Origin of the sequence: Pseudoalteromonas sp. SR41-8, assembly GCF_014163915.1 — a bacterium.
GTDB lineage: Bacteria > Pseudomonadota > Gammaproteobacteria > Enterobacterales > Alteromonadaceae > Pseudoalteromonas > Pseudoalteromonas rhizosphaerae.
The window spans coordinates 81342-101603 of record NZ_JACJEE010000009.1 but is presented as its reverse complement, the minus strand read 5'-3'; the positions used below and the strand labels follow the sequence as shown (position 1 = coordinate 101603).

The window sequence follows — 20262 nt, the reverse complement described above, 5'->3', positions numbered from 1 at the left end:
GTTAAAAAACTAACTCTTCTGCGCTAAGCTAAGGTCACTAGTAATGGCTGGGGCATTTTGCTAGCAGTGCTACAGCGTTTCGTTGAACGTGCGTGGTGGCCTATCAGATGTGTTTAATGAAGCTGTTGAAAAGTAATTTATAATCTTTTGTTACGCGCTTTGAAGTCAGCCTTATTAATATCGTAACTTAAATAGACGTTTGGTTGGCAGGAATTAATCATGGCGATATAAATAGAGCAACTAAAATCCCCACAAGCGGCATAGCTTGTGGGGAGATAATAAACACAACGTTACGGTTTTTCAGCAACTACTTCAAGCTCTTCAGCTAAAATGTGCTCTTGTGTTTGTGGCTCGTGTTGACCTTCAGCACCGTGCATCCATTTAACAAGCTTGTCGCTTAGTAAGTACATGATCACAGCAGAGAGAACAGCAGTAGCGCCTAAACCAATAAAAATGCCCAATGCGTTATCAAGCGCTTCTTCGCCTTCACCTAAGAATGAACCTACGAAACCAGCAATCTTATTCGCAACAGCAGTACATAGGAACCAAATTCCCATTAGCATTGATGCTAAACGCAGTGGTGCTAGTTTACTCACCATTGATAAGCCGATCGGCGATAAACATAATTCACCCAAGGTATGGAATAAGTAAAATAATACTAACCACATCATGCTGATCTGTAGTGGCTCACCTTGACCTTGGGTCATAAGTGCTAAAATCATAGTGATAAAGCCAAGCGCTAAGAATATCAACGCAATGGCAAATTTAACTGGAGAATTAGGCTCTCGTTTATCAAGTTTCAACCATACTATGGCAACCATAGGCGCAAAAATAATGATGAAGATTGAGTTTAATGATTGGAACCAAGACGCTGGAATTTCAAAGTTGAACAACATACGATCAGTGTAATCATTAGCGAATAAATTCATCAAGCCACCGGCTTGCTCAAAACCCATCCAAAATATGATACTAAATACACTCATAGTGAAAATAACTTTTATACGGTCAGTTTCCACTTTTGTGAGCGGCTCTTTGGTATTTGAAGTTGATTGTGATTGCGCTAATTTAGCGGCAGGAACAACACCAATATCACCTAAGTACTTATTACTAAGTACTACTTGCATCGCTACCGAAATTAGCATACCAATACCAGCAACAACGAAGCCATATTGCCAACCCATAGATGCAGCTGCGAAACCCGCAACAAGTGGACCAAGCGCACCACCTAAGTTGATACCCATATAGAAGATTGTGAAGGCGCCATCACGACGTTGATCACCCTCTTTATACAAGTCGCCAACCATAGTTGAGATGTTAGGTTTAAATAAACCGTTACCCATACATAATAAAGCAAGACCGATATAAAATACGTTTTCCTGTTGGCCGGCTAACATATCGTGGGGGATACCCATAGTAAAATGGCCAGCAGCCATTAGTAGACCGCCGATGATAATAGCTTTTCGTTGACCAAGTACGTTATCAGCTAACCAACCACCAAATAATGGAGTGATATAAACCGCCATAGTGAACGTACCATAAAGGCTTAGTGCGTCTGCATTACTCCAACCAAAACCACCGTCTTGGACAATAGCAACAAGATAAAGTACTAAAATGGCACGCATGCCGTAATAACCAAATCGTTCCCACATTTCTGTGCCGAACAACAGAAATAATCCTTTAGGATGCCCTAAAAAATCACCTGCTTTAGGTAATGAACTCATATTTACTTCCTAACTCAACGTTAATTATTGCGGCCTTATATTTTTTGCTTTGGTCGTTCATGTGCTTTCAACACAAACAGAACGGGTGGCCATGAATATTATTTTTAATGCAGCTAAGGTAATGGTTTGCTCACTAAGATTGCTTAGTGGGTAAGAGTCACACCCTTATCCTAGCTACAATTGCGCCTAAGTATACATACACGGGCAGTGCAGGGGAAGTGCTTGCGATAGTTAGATTACTGATGGCTTTAAAGCGTCAGCGTAAGGCACGAAGGGGCTTTGCGGTAATAAGCGTAATGAAATGACACTTGCTCATTTTTTGTATAGCGGGTAAATAAGGTGGCATTGAGGAGCTGTTACACAATGCGTAACAAATACTAAAGGCCGAGTAATAAATTACTCGGCCTTTAAATAAAGACTTATTAACAGTGTAAATTAGTTACAGTAGTTACTATCAACAAACGTTAAATCATTAACATGTGAAGGGCCATCCATAATGAATGTTGCCGCCGCAGTATTTTGATCTAATCGGTAAATTTTAGCGTTCTCGCCTTTTACACGTCCTGACACATAAATTGTGCCATCTGCAGCAATTGCGATACCAGATGCTTGATCAACACCATGCTCACCAATTAAAGACAACTCCATTGAACCTTGGTCAATAGTATAAAGTGCTTTACCGGTAAGAACGTAAAGAACATTATTATCAGCTGAATAAGCAATATCACCATCAGCGAACGAATCACCAGGGAAAGTTAATTTACCAAGTACTGTTTTATCACCTGTTGCTAGGTCAAAATCGTACATGTATGTTTTGCTTGTGGTACGTAATGTTGTGCCATCAGCGTTCATTGCAGAGCGGTAAATCGGGTACGAAGTTGCAGATGTAACCAATGCCTGCTCATTCGTAGCAAGGTCAAGTGATAAAATTTGCGAGACTTTAGTCGAGCTATCTAATTGCTCCATGAAATATAAAACACCATTATGTGATGCAATATTTGATGCCGTGTTACTTAAACCCGTTACTTTAGAGTATGTGTTTGTGTCAGTGTTGAAAAAGTAAACAAATCCTTCTTCATTCGTACCGAAGTTATTAATACCGTATAAGCCTGATGCACATTGGCTAGTTACTTTAACATCATCAATAAACGCACCGAATGAATCAGATTTACCAGCGCCGATAAATTTAAGTTCGGTTGCTGCTGAACTTGCTTTTACAGTGTACGTAAACTTTTGCCAGCCTTTGGTGGTTGAATTTAACGTATCGAGTAACTCACCATCCCAATATACTTCTGCTTTATTAGTATTTGCATCGCCGCTTACACGTGCTGAATAATAAAAGCTTACTTCATAGTTATGATCAACATCAGTATTCAATGTTTGCGAAACGCTATAATTAGCTGTCGAATCTAACTCTAAATACTGGCTGCCATCTTGAGCTTTGATAAGGCCAAGCTTATTGGTTTGGATTTCAAACTTAGCATTGTTTGAACGTTGCCAACTTGAGACTTGATTTAATAATCCCCATGTTCCAGAAATTGTTGCAGTGTTTTCAAAAGAACCATTTGCTACTAGGTTCGTTGATGCTGCTGCAAAGCCTGAAGCGATCAATAAAGGTAATGTTGCAAGCTTAAACAATGAGTTTTTCATAGTACTTTTCCTACCAAGTAATTCATTTTGTTTTTGTTAACATTTTTATTAACAATTTATGGTACTATTTTGCTATAAATATTGGGTTCGGTCAAATGTTGAACATGAGCGTTTTCGCAATAATTCACTGCTTTATTTGTCTTTTTTAAATAATTCATTTGCAAACAGTGACTTGCTGAATGTAATTACTTTGAAAATATTTTACTTATTTTATAACTAAAATTTTAGCTGAAAATTAAGTTAATACATTTGTTTAGGTCGGTATGCCTTAATTAGTAATTAAGGCTTTGTAGGTTTTTACGGTATGATTAACTTAGCTATTATCTTTATTTGAAAATGTTAACCAGCCGGGCTTTTGATTGCGATTTAGCTTTCCTAAGACCGTAATAGCTTTTTCAAGAGTAATACGCTGGGTTGCGATATCTTTATAAACTTGGTTGGCAATTTTTTTGCGTTTAACAGCAGCCCCAGCATCTAAAAATGATTCAGCCACTTGTATGGCAAATCTTTTTAATGGGCCTTGTTGCTGGCTGTCGGTTTTATTGTCTAGCTGTTGCTGATGTTTATTCAAACGTTCATTAATATGCACAAGCTCTGCTTGGCTGTATTCATTTTGCGCATGATGCATTTTTTTTATCTCTAATAACGCACTGCTTAAATAAGCATGCTCAAGCTGACTAAATGTACTGATCAGTGATAAGCGCGTTAAGGTTTTTTTAAACTGTTCAGCTGAGCAATTGTTATCTAAAAGCATACTTATGCTATCGTAAATCTTTTGCCATTGTTGCCAGCCATAAACATAGCCTAAGCCAGCTCCTTTAATGTTTTGCATACCAATGATGACTTGGTGACAGTGAGGCCTCGCAAGTGCAGTTAGCATGATCGTTAATTGATCGGGGGTGACCTTGGAGTTAGTAATTAATATGCATTTACTTTTGACTAATTCCAATAATATTGTTTGTAAATTATGTTGATTCTTTTTTAAATCACTCAACAAAGGCCGCATCTGTTGATAGCTTAAATAGTGATTAAAAACATCTTGCAAACTTATTCGCTGCTGTTCACTTAATGTTTGTGCCTGTCCATTGAGCCAATCAGTAAATTGCTCTGCATTATTCAAGGCGGTAAATTCTTTTGCCTGGTAGCTACCTTCAAGTGCTTTATTCATTATTTCGGCAACTGTATCTGCTTCTTTAATGCAGTGTAGCTGAGAGCACAACAATTCTAATTCCTGTAAATCATTATTACTAATTATTCGTTCAAAGCGCTCAGCAAAAGCGTGCAAGTAATAGCTATAAAAGCCATCAACATTGGTACCAATGACAACCATTTTATCAAACGGTAAATCTTCGACGAGCATCTGGGCAAACACTTTTGAACGTGCTACACGGTCATTTCGGTTGTTAATCAAGGCGATGGTTTGTTTACTTGGATCCTTGCTTAGGCCAAATAAATCTAAGCGTCGCCAGTTCTCTATGGTCGCTAAGCGTTCATTGGCTGACATACTATTAACGAATGACATGCTAAAATGTGTAAAAGGTACAGGGCTAAAGTGTTGTAAAACACCAATGTCAGGTACTATACGCTGTGCTGTTTCTTTAAATACAAAGTCTTTTTCCAGGCCAATGTAGGCTGCCATCTTACATACTAAAGCAATATTATCCGGGTGCTCTTCATATGGGTAAAGTGCTCTAATGTCGGGTGTGATTTGATAACCATCGCCCCAATGTGCCTGAATTAAGGTACTGCTTTTTTGTGTAGCGTCTTTATCTAAAATAGGGAACATGGTTTGTTCGCTAGTAAAAACCTGACTTTTGGGGGCGATAAAGTTTGCCATTTCTTTAGCCACATCAATACCTGTTGGTCCTAATATATCTTCATGATCAGGATAGGCATTGGTAATAGTTGAAAAGTTATCTTGCATCCACTGCCTGAGTATTTTGACGTAGCGAGGTGTTAAGCCCATGCACTCCCATAAAAAGACATCTGCTTTGACATTTTTAGCAAAATGTAAAACATCACTTTGCTCCCAAATACTGGCTTTATCAAATGGGCGGAATAAAGGCACTTCAAATTGTTCACCATTGGAGCGAGCATAAATAAGGGTTGCTTCGCAGCCCGTTGTTTTCGTTATTACTTTTAACGCAAGACTGCTGAACAGCGCGGCTTTTAAGCGTTCAGTGCCAGATTTACCTCGGGTGCCCCAACCACCAATACTGACTGGAATTGCTTGACGGTCGGTTTTTATACGTCGGCTTATGCGAATATGACGTCCCCAAAAATAAACCATAAAACCAACTACAAAAAAGATAAGCTGACCAATACTGTTTTGATAGATTGAGTAAAGATACTCTTTAAAATTCAGCCAAATATTTACCAGTAGTGGAGAAAAACTTAGCTTGTTATAAAGCTTACTAATATTTGGCTCTACATCAAACGTACAACCGAGTTGTTCACCATAGGCTTTAAATTCAAAACTAAAACCGTGCTTATTGAGTGCTGTCAGGTAATTGTTTTGCTCTATTTCGTTACCTTTACGTTGCGTATCTAAACTATCAATATTAATACTTAGCCAAATATAACTGCTAATTCGCTGAAATAATGACTTTGGCGGGGTAACTAATAAAATACCATCTGGCGTATAGGTTTTTGCTGGCTGTTTTAAATTGTCTTGGCTCAGTACCGAGAGTAAGAAATCAGGTAACGGTAAATGTGGCCGCGCTGAGTATTCATCAGTATCAAATAACGGTTCGCCAGGAACATTGGTAGTGCTTATCTCCGCTACAGAGCAACTAGGAACATGCATAAAGGCAGATGGTTTTCGGGCTTTGCTATGATTAAAGCTTTGGCGTTTGTCTGTGCTTGGGTTGCGCCATTCATGTATAAAACGCCACAACCTAAACGCATAACGATAACCACTGCGGATCTGCCATGTTAATTTATTTTTACTAACATTGTAGCCTTCGCTTTGCTGAGCTTTACGACTGAGTAAGCGACCAAGTAACTCTTCATCTAATTCTTTATCGAGCTGAGATAGGGTTGCAGAGTTTGGTAATACTTGCTCTAACTCAGCCATTAAATTTTGATGCTCAAATGCAACTAATTGCTCTCTGGTACGGCTGATAAAACGGCGAATAGCCAGCACCGGCTCGCTCTGCAATCGTTCATTTAAACAATTGATATAAGTTATGAAAACGCTATTTGGTTGGTTTGTCTCTAATTGTTGATTGAGCATCATACGAGCTGTGAGCTCTAACGTTAAACGTTTAATGGCAAAGCTTTCATTACCACTTAATAGTTGCCACCAGAGTTTGAATGTAAAGTTGTCAGTATCTATACGCGGGCTACTTAGTTGTTTAACTAACGTAAAGCGCACGGCATCAACGGTTTCTATTTTTAATCGTTCGGTTAATAAATTTTGTAAAAAACTGATAGAAAAATTACCAGCTTGCTCTATAACACTTTGCCTTACTCGTGGATAACTGTGTTCGGCTAACTGCATTAACAGGTTTTCACATAAGTGGCTCAATGTGTTCTGGCTGGTTAAAATTTTTGGTAACGCAGCTAAAATAAATAACCGTTCTTCAGCATTAAGTTGGCACTGATCAGTTTGTTGGATCAGCTGCTGCATAAATGCACGAATGTAGGTTGGCCGTTGATGGATCAAAATTTCTAATATATCCAAACGGGCTAAATGCGGTGTATTCACCTCTTCTAATGCTAATACTAAGGTTTCAATTAAATTTGCACTTAGCTCTGGATCGCCATCATGGTTATGCATCAGTTGTACTTGATTCGCCAAGGCACGGTATAGCGCATTTCTTACATGTTCATTATCGGTCTTGGTTAATAATTGTAAAAAGAAGCTCTCTAAGTCCAGAGTTTGCCACGCTTTTGCTATATCGTTTGAAGATTTTTTTAAATAGCGATTACTTAAGTCGCCAAGCTTTCCAATTAAAAATTTAAGAGTTTGTTCAATATCAGCGACTATATCTTGGTAACGGTTGATCACAGCACCTTCGTCAAACCAACGATTAAAGGCAAGTTTATCTTGGCGTAATTGTTCAGACGTGGCGCCTAGTTGCTGAGCGTAATCTAAAATATGGAATTCACGTTCGGCGCTGATTTCTGCATGACTGAGTCTTTCAATAAAAAGCAGATAACCGGCATCCAACTTTTGTAAACTTTGCTGTTTATGTTCTACGCGATGACGTAAAAAAGCAATTGCTTGGCGCAATAGCCAAATATCTTGATCTTCGCCATCGGGCATATTTTGCAGCAATTCCCACTGCGCTAGTTCATCAACAAGTTGACGGTATTTTTGGCGATAAAGGTCCAGCCAAAAATTAGCAATATCAGCAAACAATAGATGTTCTAAGCGATCTTTTAATTCGCTAGAGGGAGTAACTTTCTTGGTGTTTGCCATATTAATTCTGCTCTAAAAAGTGATTGAGTTGCAGTGACTCAAAAATAATTTCGTCGTGAGAGAAAACACCAAAACCGGTGTCAGCTATATTGCCAGTCGAAAACTCGAGACTGATGTTATGGTCATTTCTAAACCAATCTTGGTCCCAACGTACTTTGATCCACCCTTGTGAAAAGTTACCTAATGGCAGCTGTTTTCGCCAACCTACACTGGTGATGTATTGCCATGTGCTATTAGGGCGATGTTTATCAGCAAACTTATAGTAACTGGTTAATCCGGCTTGGAAGATTTGCCCTTGATAATATTGATGCCAAGATGCGCCAAAACGCAAAATATCTAGGCTTGTCCAATCGGCATTGGACGTGCTGCCGGCGAGAAAATTAAAGTAACTATCAACCCACGGTTGATAGCGATATTGATATTCGCCTCGCCAACCATGCGGGTGATCTTCGCGATAAAAATTATAAATGTCTGAATTGAGTTTAGGATCAAATAAAAAGTCTTCAATATTAGCACTGCTGTAGCTGTAGAATGGACTTATTTGCCATTGATGACGATGACTTTCATCAATGCGCCAGATCTGACCAATCTGCACATAGGTATTAAATGCATATTGGCTGTCAGTGTCTGCTTGACTTGGTTGCCATGTGGTTTGCAAGGCGCTGTCGACGTACCAAGGACTGTCATGATCTTGCCAAGAATGATAGCCATCAATCGAAAATAGTTCGCTATCTTGTTCGCTCAAAGAGTAAGTAAGATCAAGACGATACCAATTCTCATCGTCACTTAATCGAAACCTAGCGCCAACATCCATACTATGACGAATAGGGACGTTTTCGCTAGATTCAAAAATACCTCGGCGGTCATAATTAATAAATGCTTGCCAGCTTAAGTCGTCTGGATGAAACTGTGCGACCTCAGTTTGCAGGGCACGCTGAGCAACGGGCAGTTGGTAAATTACGGTGTTTGCGAAGCTGTTTTGCTCGGCTTCAAAATTAGATATTTTATGATTGCTTTCACTCAATTGCCAAGTATATAAGCGAACGTGCTTGATGCTGTCGGTGCTGACTTCTATTTTACCTGCTGGGTGGAAAAAGCTGCGTTCAAGGCGTTGTTCAAATTCACCAACAATACTGCTTGGGAGCATTTGCTCGAGCTTAACTAAGCGATCGGCTGGTAATTGTGCGATTAAATGCCGCTCTGGCAGAACAGTGTAAAATAACAAGTTATTGCTAAGCGGTAAGTCATACCAGCGACCATTACGGTACTCTTGTGCGCTGATTGTCATCATTTGTGATAAATAAGGATTAAGCCATTGCAACGAGAGCACATTATCGGTTAGCTCAGTTTTATTAAAACCAAATGCAGTTGGTTTATCAGGTTGTATTGACCAAACTTTTTCCGATGTGGCTAATTTTATTGCAACGTTCGCGACATTCCCTTGGGATAAGTCAGCCGCTGCAGATAACTCTGCGACCGAAAAATGAAAGTTTAAACGAATTTGTTCTGAGCGGGTTTGGCTCAAATCAATATGTAAATCATGATGTGGGCGTAAGACTAATCCTTGCGTAAAACCGCCTTGGCTACTGGTACGCAGTAATTGGTCGCTATAGCTACTCTCATCTTGAGAATCCACAGCAATGAGTTGCGTGCCAGCAAAGTCAGTATAGTCTTGTAGAGGAACCCACTGGCCATAACTTTGTATACGTGAAAATAACTGCGCGAGTTGTGGAGGTAAGCTCAGGGCATTTACTTTCGCTAAAACTTGCGTGTACTCATTGGTGGTTAGCGTTTTATCCGCTAACTTAAATAAGGTATTATTCAATAACGTCTGCATGTTGATATCGGTGTCATATAGCAACGCCATAAATGGTGTTTGCCAAAAATAGCGGGTTGCCATATTTTGATAATTATACGTCGTCGTCAATGGCTGCGAGAGTATTTTATAGGAAATAAATGTTTGTTGATCACTATATAAGCGAACTGACTCACCAGTTTGTAATGTGATCAACGCGTCACTGGAGATCGACAGCGGTTGAGCATCATTGCGTAATAGGGTTTGCGAGTTAATATCAGAAAAAATTGGCAGTACAGTGTGTTGCGCTGATTTTGATGATTGTGATGTCTGTTGTGCAAACAACCAGCTCATTTTATATTGACCATTTTGAACACTGGTACTGCGCGCTCTTAGGGCAATTGTGAGTGGTTGGCTTTGCGCTTTGAATGTTACCGCTTGGCTTTTATTAACCACCAGTGCTTGTATTAACCCCGTTGGGCTGGCAAGCGTTTGCGTGCCTGGGTAATCAAGTTCGTAGCTGGGCTGTTGAATATCTGCTTCGCTGTAATCGCGCCAATTTAATTTTGCAAAGCTTGTTTGCAATGCCGCTTGATTAGGTAAGTCATGACTTAACCACAATGCGAGTAAGTTTTTTTGTTGTTTGATTGCAAGCGCAATCAAAATGTTCCTACATGGCGCTAATAAATCTAAAGCATTGGCACATAAACCTTGCAGTTTATAGTCTTGCTCTAATGCTTGATATTGTTGTATCAACTGATTGCCAGCATAGGATTTGATAGCCACTTCTTGGCTGCTTTTGTAGAGCCCTTCAAGGTAGCTTTTGGCTAAAGCGTCGCGCCCTTGCGCCATCAAAATAGTGAGACGCAATTGCCACGCTTTAATTGCAATATCTGTATTGGGCACGTTGACTAATTTTTTAATTAATTGCAGTGCCTGAAGTGGATGCTCTGCCATTAAATACTCAGCTTCACCGAGTTGATGTTGCCAATGCATAGTATCAGTGGAAGTTATTGCCGCAGTTTTTGTTTTCAGTGGTTTATAAGGGAGCAGTGCGGCAGTAAACTCATCACCGATTTGGCTAATTTGCTGGGCCAATAAGTTATGAATAAGATTACTTTTTTCTTTTAGCGTACCTGCTTGTGCATAGAGCAATTCATTATTTGGTAAATCTAGTAATTGATCACTTTGCATTACGTATTCAATTGGTTGGCGCTGTTGCTGAAGATTCTGAATGCTTAATTGAGTTGTTGTTAAAGGCACGTTTAACTCAAAAGCGGCAAAATTTTCGCTTTTTAGCAAGGTTAAATGCCATTTTAAGTTACCACTGCGAACTAACAATTGGCTATCGACACTGCTGCGCGCATGCAGTGTTATCGTCGTTCTCACGCGCTGTTTATTGTTTAGAGAAAATTGATGCTGTTGCTGGCCTAATTGATGTATTTGCGCATAGTGCTCTGATAGTACAGGGTAGCCAGTATCATCAACCATCCGCAGTCCGCTAAAGCTATCAAACTGCTTAAATTGACTATTAAAGTACGCTTTATCCTGCGACTTCGGAACAAGAAAATCGCGAGATGAAATTGTGCTAAGTAAATCTTGATAACGACGTTGCGAAAGTAATTCACCACTTTGATAAGGTGAATTGTTTAGCTGTGATAAGTCGTGTTGAGAGTAGATAGCACGCAGCGTGTTGTCTAAATTATTAACCCAATATGGTTGAAACAAACGTTCTTGTTGCTTATCCATTGCTTGATCATCAAAAATTGCTCTGTGATTTTGCTCAAGTTTAATATAAGCGTCTGTTTCACTACGTATAGTTAGGTATTCACCTTTATCTATTGCTAAGTAATCGGTATTGGCCAAACCAATGTGTTGGTCACTATACTCGCTGGCGCGACTGGCAATAACACCGAGCACACTGATCGGTTGCTCATTTACATAGGTATAGACTTTGCCGTTAATATCTTTATTTAGTAAATCTTTGCGCACAGTTAGTTTTAATTTTTTAGCGTGTTGAAAGTACAGTTTTACTTTTTCGCCCGCTTTAAAGTGATAATAATGCTCAATATTTTGACCATATTGTAAACGAGTTACCGCTCGTGGTAGCTTTACGGCGCGACGGAAGCTATCACGGTGACGGTTTGTTTCACCGACCATTGCCGTTAAGGTTACACCTTCATCAAGGTGATTGGTGATTTTTAAAATGCGGTTATATGATGCAATCGGTAACTGACACTTGGCTTGTTCACAGATAAAATCGCGACTCACATTGAGTCTCTGCTGGGCAAGGTGACTGGTCCCCGAGCTGTAAATAAACGAATTAAATGTTGTACTATCCAGCTCCAGCCATTGACCTTTTGCCAGCCAAAGATAACGACTTTGTTTAGCTTCAAAATACATCGCTTGCTGAGATTTATCTAAATGCACGTTAGGTGTCACATTTAGCCACATAGGCGAACTCAAAATATTGTCATTACTGGCTAAGCCGTGTGGGCTCAAAGTAAGCAATAGGCTGAAAATAATAGCAGTTATAGCGTAATGCATATTTTAAATTGACTCATCAAAGTAGGCTGTTGAACAAGTTGCGCGCGTAATATATCACTTAATTCAATATGGAAAAATTCGCCATTGCTTGGCAGAATTTTATTTAAAATATTTTTTGTGCCGCCAAGCTCTGTAACTTCTAACGGATATACATAACTGGCAAGTTGTAATTTGTCAGTTAAACACTGGCTTATTTGCTGTAATTTAGCTGTAGCTGGCTTGGCACCATGACTGATTATTACATCACTATTGCGTGCTTTTTTAGTGTGTCGTTTTTTTGGATCAAAGCCGTGTATCTGATAAATAACGAACTGATCGACTGTGTTGGCGTAGCTTTGAATAAACGCATTGGTAACACTGTAGTGGTATTTACCTAGATCACTTTTTTGTCCATCAGCTGCAAGTGTATTGCGATGTATGGTATTGGCTAAGAAAACCTGGCATTCAGTAAATAGAGCCATCGCAATAGGGTAGCTGTGTTTGTCAAAATAGCGGTGCGGAGCATAGGCAATACACTGACTGCCACTCGACTGGTATTTTATTTCTCCTGCTATAACGTGTTCATCTTTCGTTACTAAAGTTAACGCTGATGTTAGTTCGTTGCCTTGCGCCAAGTTTGTTTGCGTGCTCAGCCATTGCGCTAGTTGGGCTTTTGTAACCGCATAGGCACCATTTTGTGATGACGAACTAGCGTAACTTGCGCTAGTTAATAACAGTAATATTATCGCAAGTAACCGTTTAGCTTGCATCATCATTCCACCACCTTATTTTTACTTCTTCGTTAGCGTACTCTTCTAATACTGCGATCCAGACGGTTTTATTGCTTGTAATGGTTAAACTGTTGAGCGCACGAACATCAGCATTGAGCTGTTGAGTAATTGCCGGGTAAGCAAATAGTTGACTGTCTTTTGGATGGATCAAAAAGGCATCACTTAAGCGGCTCGGCTGAAGTCCATAGCGCTTGTTTGCAATACTATAATCATGGGTTAAGCCACTTTGGTATTTAGCACGTTGAGCAATATCGAGGATAATGCTCTGCTCAGCATAATGGCTGTACGCTTTTAATACCACACTGTACGGGCGTTGCGTTGGATATGCTAATTTTAGTGGCGTATTTGCCGTAAGTTTATACAACCGTTGTTTGAGCCACGGGCGTTGCCCTTGCCAGTTTTGATAAATGTGTTGGGCATTTTTTTCAATACTTGCCAGTTGTTCAAAGTCAGTGTCTACTAAATTTACTTCTCTGGCTGTTTTGTTGTTTAGTTGATAAACCACACTGCCTGGATCTGTACTTGGCGCATTAGTCGCCGCTTGCAGCAGATGCTTATTTTGCAATGGTGCAAAGTTATAAGGGCTGGGCTCAGTAACTGGAGTAAAATATTTTGTTGGGCTATTGACCAATGCGACATTAGAGATCGGTAATTGTTTAAACAGCTCTCTTGATTGATAGAAACTGTCTTTAGTTAGGATCTCTGGTGGCTCTTGGAAAACTCGGATATTGACGTAACTATCTTGTTCAGTAAAGTCGTAATGGTTATCAGCTTGTTGCTCATACCAAGCGGCAATATCATGAAAGTTTGGATCTTCAATACATTTCGTATGGCATACCGTACGTTGATAGTTAAACTGGCTATTACGTGATTTGACACGTACAAGAGTCGGTTGCTCAGTTGTAATTACCAATGCCGCTGCACGTTCGTTAAGACGTAAATAAAAGCTATTTGCTTTAGGGATTTTTTCTCGTTGTGTGGAATCTAGAATAACTCGATCAAATTCAGATAATTCATCGTCATAAGAAATAGTAAAGGTATCAATTGGCTGATTATTTTGATCATAAACAATCACAGTAGCATGACCTCGACTAGATGATCTGAGATCGATGTTAATATCGCTACTTCCTTCAAGTGTGAAGCGAGCATTTAATAAGTTACTTATTTGATAGTAACCATCTTGTGCGGTCGTTAACGGTTGTAGTGAGCTAAAAGACCAATTACTTAACAGTGGCTCGGTGCTGCATATAGTTACTAAACCAATATCTAATGGCTCGGTAATAAAGCTCAGTGGCTGCGCTGTATTTGCGCGATAAAGCACAGTATGTGGTGCAATAAACTGACTTAAATCATACCAAGTTAAATTGATTTCAGCTGATTTGTCCAGACTGAAAATAAGCGAATCTGGCTGTTTTAGTTCAATGCTCGCACACAGTGTCGCATCGGTGTAATAGTCATTTAAATTAAGTTGTTGCTGCGCAAAGTCATAAGTAACAACATTGTAGGGCAGCGTTTCATATAAAATGTCGGCTTTAAAGTCGATCCCAGGAATACCTTGTGGAGCAAGTTTTAGCCATGAATAGGTAACTGCATTGTTTATTTCTGTGGTTGATAACGCATTAACCCCAATACTGTGATATGCGCTGCTTCGCTCTCTTCGCTCTAATGGTAACTTTAGCCACGCGCTGTATTTATCATCATTATCGTTATGTGTTTTAGCATGGACTCGCACTACAACTCCCATAACTTGGCTATCTTCGCTAATTAACTTTAATGATACGCTGGTAACGTTCTTTAATTGTTCTGGGCTGATATAAAAAGATTGCCCAGATGAGACCTGTAAAGCTTGCCGATTTTCAATAATTTGCTTTATTTGTTGCTCATTGTCGGGAGGTGTTAGTTTTGACGCATGGTGATAGACATGACTACTAATTACTTGTTTTTTTTCATTTAAGAATGCGTATTCAATGGCATAGTTTATCGGTTTATCTAAATCCTGTGGTTCAGAAAATATCGCATTTGATAATACTCGGATCGAGTGTGTTCTAGTGCTAGAAAACGAAAAAATCAATGGTTTTTCAGTGCTTAGCCATTGAACGTTAGAGCGTGTCTCTTCATCCGAACGGCTAGTTATAGGTTCAGCTGACTGTATCCACAGATAAAAACTAAACAGCGCAAAACTAAGCCCAGTAAGTATTAGGAGCAATATGAGTATTTTTAAGAGTCGTTTAATAAATTGCATACGATCCCTCAATCATCATAGTGTTAAAACGGTTTTGGTCAGTGAGACGGTTTGTTATCGGATTAAAAATTGCCAACAGCTTACCTTTTTGTCTGATCGCGAGGGCATACTCTTGGCGGCCTTCAAATTCAATTGTTTGTAATTCACAGTTAGCGAATGGTTTACATAGTTGTGCCAGTGCCGTCAAGCGTTGCGTGCTGGCATAATGCTCAATCGTTTTTAAAAAATGACTTTGCTGCTGTGAACTTACAGCTTGCCAATTGGCAGGCGATAATGTGGTTATATTCATTACTTTAATTGTTGGTTGCGCTGAAATCGCGAGCAAGCGTTGTAAAAGACTTTGCTGGTTAACAGAAAATTGCTGTTTAAAATCAGATGCAAGCCACAGGGTTGCTAGTTCGCTGTGGGGAGCAAATATTTGATAGCCAGATTGCGGCGACGTACCAAGCTCTAAACCTCTTGTCGCGGTTTGGCCTTGCACAACTTGGTAATCAACAGCCAAATCTTGCAAACTGTGATTAAGTGTTTGTAAAAGATGCTGGTGGGCGTTATTTGATTGCGTATATTCAAAAGCTAGGGCGGTGGGTCTGATCCATGATGGTGCACTGTGACTACGAATTTGTAAGTTTAAAATGGCATTATTTTGTGCAAACCGTAAATAGCTTTGATGAACCACATTAAATAATGAATCAACGTTATTGGGTAATAATACATTCGCTTGTGGATGCGCATAAGGATGGGCACCGGCGATCAGTAAATGCTCTGCCCGGCTATTTACAAATAGTTCAGTGGCAAACTTTAAGGTATTACTTTCAAATAATGGTCGCGGTACTTCAATATTAAGTTGGGTACTTGATGTCAGATTGATGACATAGAAACCTTGACCATAGGCTATTGCAGCCCCATCAACGAAAGGGGCGATAAGTAAAAAGCGACCTTGCGCGTTATTGAGTAATGTTAGCTGATAGCCCATTAGTCTGGCTGTGGCATTAATTTGATTTAGTTGATTGATTATATTCTCATCTACATCTTGATCCGTCAGCTTAGTTTTTAAACGGTATAGAGGGTGTAATATTTCAAATTCCCACAAGGCGGCTTGATTTGCCGTTAATGGTTTATAAGCGCCACTGCCTTTAGCGGTAATGTTGTCAGCAAATAGCTCAATCACTTCATTCAGGCTCTGCGTTGCATAGCTAATTGCGTTGTCCTCGTTATTACTTTCATCACGAGATATGTTAGCTAATAACGTAGTGTAGTTATCACTATTTAAAAACACTTCAAACAGCTGGCCATTAAAATTTGCTGCAGGTAAAGAGCTATTGGTTGCTTGACCAAAAAAAGTCTCTTGATGTCCTAATAGCTGTTGGATCAAACGTTGGCTGAGTGAGCTTGGTAACTGATTGTAAATCCAATACTGACTTGTTGCGCCGACAGGGGTTTTGATTAACAAACGATTTGTGCGATTGTTAACTTCCCGTACTTGAAATAGTTGCTCAAGCCCCAGCGCTTCAATAAATGCTAAATAATAAGGACTTTGTTTATTATTATGAGTTAATTCCGTCGTTGGTGTAGCACTGGTACCAAATACTAAGGCACGACTGTCAAAGTGTGAAAATATAAGCCCCGCAGAGTCGCTCGCTAAACTTTCTGAAGTGGGAAATGGTACCGTGACTATGAAATCTGCGCTTGGTTTTCGAGAAATAACAAATAACCCGCGTTGCGAGGTTTTTCTAGCATCGCGAATGTAAATATAACTATCATCAAATTGCAATTGAAAATCAAGTTTAGCTAAGCGCTGTTTATTCAGCAGTAAGTTTTCTATTGAATTAGGGGCTTTATTAATTTCATAAATCGCTTGTTTAAAGTTATTTTTGTCCTGACTAGCTTGATAACTGCTGATGTCTAGTTGTCCTTTATTGCTCGTATAAAGGTAGCTTTTATATTCACTGATCTGTTGACCAAGAGCGCTGACTTTGTTTGTGCTTTGCAATTCTTTAATGTCAGTTGTAACAAATAAAGAAGGGATAAACATGATAATAAAGCCGATCACAATGGCTAACGCACCGCCTAGGATTGAAGTTTGAAAGGTGGCTCGGATCACTAAGCCTAGTGCGCTTTTTTGATATATTTTTAATGCTAAAAGCGTAGACAGCATATAACCAAAAGCAAAGGTATCGGTAACTTTTATTTCAGGGTAGTAGTGCACCACAAAATAATTTAAAAATAACTTATAGATAAAACCGATATTGAAGAAAAATAGCAATAATCTTGCACCTTCAATATTGGCATTACGTAACCGCGTAAAGTTTAATAGCGAAGCACCAATGATCAGTATAATGGCTGTTTCTGCAAAGGATGTGAGCAATTTAGTTGGCTGCATAAGCTGCAGCGCCAATAATGCGGGTAGCATAATGCCATTAAATTCCCAGCCATATTTAATATTGGCACGCGACGCAATAAACGCAGTGATCACCAAAATAATATAGGCTTTTGGTGCCGCTATAATTGATGCGGCAACCGCTTCATACATAATTGCTAAATTGGCGATGCTAAAGTTAGTCATTGGCATGAGTGCAAAACGAACTAATAAGAAAGTAATTAGTAGCTGAACAATGGTAACTTTCATGCCGTACTTAAAGCCACCATTCCACATCACGTTGGCAGTGAGGGCGATAATAACTAACCCCAGGGAATAAAGCTGTGATGAATAATCAAAGGTTATATCCCAACCGCTGAGCACGTTAGCAATCAATGGCCAAAACAAAGTATCCATGACTACACGCACTAAAATACTGATCAAGATAATGGCAAAAAAGCGGTCACGACCAAACATCTCGGCGTAGCCAAATCTTTGCATTACGTACTTAGCGCTAAAGAGCATTAAGCCATACACTACTACCGCTTCAATTAAGATAACGGCGGCTGAGGTTGGGCTAACAATAAGTAGTGGCACTAAATAACCAGGCACAACAAGCCCAGTAAGCGGAAAACCAAATCGTAAATTTAACAAACAAACAACAGTAATGCCTATCCATACAGTGGTGATCACCGATTGACCTAAGCCACCACCTGCTGGAAACAATTGTAAAATAAAATCACCCACTAGTTGATGGCTCCATCAAGTTTTGAGCGTAAAATTGCTGTTGTTTGCATAATGAATCACACAGTTGTTTGCTGTTGGGCATTTGCTCAATAAAAAACGCAATATCAATAAACTCAAATAAAATACCTGAAACCTGAAATGGCTCGCCAGATGCATTTTGTAGATGACTTGCATCCATTGCTCGAACATTGAGTATATAGGTATTTTCATCAAGCTTAGCTTGAAGATAAATATCGCCTTTTTGTAAGGTGATAAAGCGTAATTTACCTTTCGCGGTTTCAGTATCTAAATCAGTAACTAAGCAGAGCAAATCCAATGCTGTCATATCAAAAATAGAGAATTGATGCTGCGCAGCTAGTTTTTCTAACGATTTGTTTATTTGCACCACTTGACCAAATAAATTAAATAATACAGTCGCAGAGCGAACATTATTAAACACATGCTCTAAGGTCGTTAGCTTTTGTTCCATTTCCGCTATCGACGTTTTCACTTGCTGGCTGAGCGGTTCTTGTAATTTCAAAGTGAGTAGTTGAGATAGGGCGCTATCATTAGCATTATTTTGTGATTCAATAATTCGATAATGGAACAGTAATTCACCCACTTGTCCGGCAAAGGCATTTACATTGCGCTCAAATGCTTGTTTGTTAAATTGTGCATCAGGCATTACTGTCATTGCCCAAAAACCACGCACATCACCGGCATAGATCAATGGCACGATATATTGCAGCTCACCGTCACTTAGCTCATTAAAAAATGGGCGCAAAATTGGCACAACACCAAATTCTTTTAAAGCATCTGAATATGGCGCGCGCTTATAATCGCGGCGCATTTCTTTAATATCACTAAGGTGGCAATTGACGGCTCTTATTTCGGTTAGTCGGTGATCGCCTTCTTTACGCGCTAAAAATATCGATTTATTCAAAGCAAGTTGTTGAGTTACCAGGCGAATAATCGCATCCCAAGGCGAGCTTTGAGAAATAAATGACTTTGGTAAATAGCGCCCAGCCATTTTCTGTTGAATATTCCCAATTAGGCTAGTGAGCTCCCTGTCTTCGTTGAGTTTTCTAACCAATATTACCCACACTAGTGTAATAAAGGTAAAAATGGTCATCTGGCCAACGGGTAAAAATAAATGCTGAAACACTAAAATAAAATACCCTAAGCCAAACCAACATATACTTGTTAGCACTGCAATTACGATACTGTAACTAATTGATAATTTTTGAAAAGCGAACAGCAGTAGTAAAGAAATACTAAGCAGCAGTAGGGTGCTTTGCCATAGTGTCAGTAGCGATATGCTGCTTTGCTTATCAAGTGTATCGGCAATATAAGCAGTAAGTAATAAATAGTTTGATGTCTGGGTTAATTTAGGCGCATTAAGTTTTACCCCTAAACCAGCATTATGTTGACCGAGAATAATGATTTTATTTTGTAACTGGCTGGCCATAATGTCCATTGTCATCAGCCGTTCAGCTGAAAACTTTGGCAGTGCAGAAGGGGCTAAAGCGAAGTTAAGCAATACACTTTTGCTACTATCAAGGTCGTTAAACAGTGCCGGCCAAATTGCCAGACATGAGCTGTCAGCCATAGCGGCTAATTCAACATTGTAGCCAGACCAATCGTTTATATGTGGTAGGCAGTAGTCATTTTTAGGGTGTGGGTAAAAAACAGTGTTTTGTTCCATGTCCGTCAAGGTTTTATTTACTGTTAGTTGTTCATTAGCAAAAACCAATACTGCTTTTGGTTGATAGCTTAATAGTTGTTGTACTAGTTCATTATGTTCGCGACTTAAATGCTCACTTTCAATGATCACAACATTGCTTTGCTGGCTTTGTGTAAGATTTGCTAAACGGCTATAGAAAAAGGCATTTGATGAATTAAACAGTGATAATGAATTTGAGATCACCACAATGATAAACAGGCAAATAGTAAGCCAAAAAGAACGCTGGCGTTTAAGTAAAAAAAACTGTTGTTTAAAAGCCACGATTAGCTCCAAAATAGAATAGAG

At 39.4% G+C, this 20262-nt stretch carries 8 protein-coding genes; all 8 read right to left on the bottom strand.

Annotated features, from left to right (window positions below; genetic code table 11):
- Nucleotides 1-290: 290 nt before the first annotated feature.
- Nucleotides 291-1721 carry a peptide MFS transporter gene (locus H5162_RS08235; protein WP_145237342.1) on the bottom strand — a complete coding sequence of 477 codons (1431 nt, stop codon included), beginning with the start codon at nt 1719-1721 and terminating at the stop codon, nt 291-293.
- Between the two features lie 435 nt (nt 1722-2156).
- The gene (locus H5162_RS08230; RefSeq protein WP_182778227.1) at nt 2157-3371 is read right to left on the bottom strand and encodes a DUF642 domain-containing protein; all 1215 of its coding nucleotides are present in this window, start codon (nt 3369-3371) and stop codon (nt 2157-2159) included.
- A 313-nt stretch (nt 3372-3684) separates the two neighbouring features.
- The gene (locus H5162_RS08225; RefSeq protein WP_182778225.1) at nt 3685-7797 is read right to left on the bottom strand and encodes a poly-gamma-glutamate synthase PgsB; all 4113 of its coding nucleotides are present in this window, start codon (nt 7795-7797) and stop codon (nt 3685-3687) included.
- A gap of 1 nt (nt 7798) precedes the next feature.
- Nucleotides 7799-12139 carry a hypothetical protein gene (locus H5162_RS08220; RefSeq protein ID WP_182778223.1) on the bottom strand — a complete coding sequence of 1447 codons (4341 nt, stop codon included), beginning with the start codon at nt 12137-12139 and terminating at the stop codon, nt 7799-7801.
- The gene (locus H5162_RS08215; RefSeq protein WP_145237330.1) at nt 12124-12894 is read right to left on the bottom strand and encodes a hypothetical protein; all 771 of its coding nucleotides are present in this window, start codon (nt 12892-12894) and stop codon (nt 12124-12126) included. The genes H5162_RS08220 and H5162_RS08215 overlap by 16 nt, the downstream gene beginning before the upstream one ends.
- Nucleotides 12878-15151 carry a hypothetical protein gene (locus H5162_RS08210; protein ID WP_182778221.1) on the bottom strand — a complete coding sequence of 758 codons (2274 nt, stop codon included), beginning with the start codon at nt 15149-15151 and terminating at the stop codon, nt 12878-12880. Before H5162_RS08210 ends, H5162_RS08215 begins: the two co-directional genes overlap by 17 nt.
- Nucleotides 15138-18254: a poly-gamma-glutamate biosynthesis protein PgsC/CapC gene (locus tag H5162_RS08205; RefSeq protein ID WP_182731089.1), complete on the bottom strand. Its 3117-nt coding sequence runs from the start codon at nt 18252-18254 to the stop codon at nt 15138-15140. Before H5162_RS08205 ends, H5162_RS08210 begins: the two co-directional genes overlap by 14 nt.
- Nucleotides 18247-20238: a hypothetical protein gene (locus H5162_RS08200; RefSeq protein ID WP_182778219.1), complete on the bottom strand. Its 1992-nt coding sequence runs from the start codon at nt 20236-20238 to the stop codon at nt 18247-18249. The genes H5162_RS08205 and H5162_RS08200 overlap by 8 nt, the downstream gene beginning before the upstream one ends.
- Nucleotides 20239-20262 lie beyond the last annotated feature (24 nt).

Bases quoted from the DNA above. Each gene is read 5' to 3' on its own strand.
- H5162_RS08235 (WP_145237342.1), bottom strand. From the start codon at position 1,721: ATGAGTTCATTACCTAAAGCAGGTGATTTTTTAGGGCATCCTAAAGGA.
- H5162_RS08230 (WP_182778227.1), bottom strand. From the start codon at position 3,371: ATGAAAAACTCATTGTTTAAGCTTGCAACATTACCTTTATTGATCGCT.
- H5162_RS08225 (WP_182778225.1), bottom strand. From the start codon at position 7,797: ATGGCAAACACCAAGAAAGTTACTCCCTCTAGCGAATTAAAAGATCGC.
- H5162_RS08220 (WP_182778223.1), bottom strand. From the start codon at position 12,139: ATGCATTACGCTATAACTGCTATTATTTTCAGCCTATTGCTTACTTTG.
- H5162_RS08215 (WP_145237330.1), bottom strand. From the start codon at position 12,894: ATGATGATGCAAGCTAAACGGTTACTTGCGATAATATTACTGTTATTA.
- H5162_RS08210 (WP_182778221.1), bottom strand. From the start codon at position 15,151: ATGCAATTTATTAAACGACTCTTAAAAATACTCATATTGCTCCTAATA.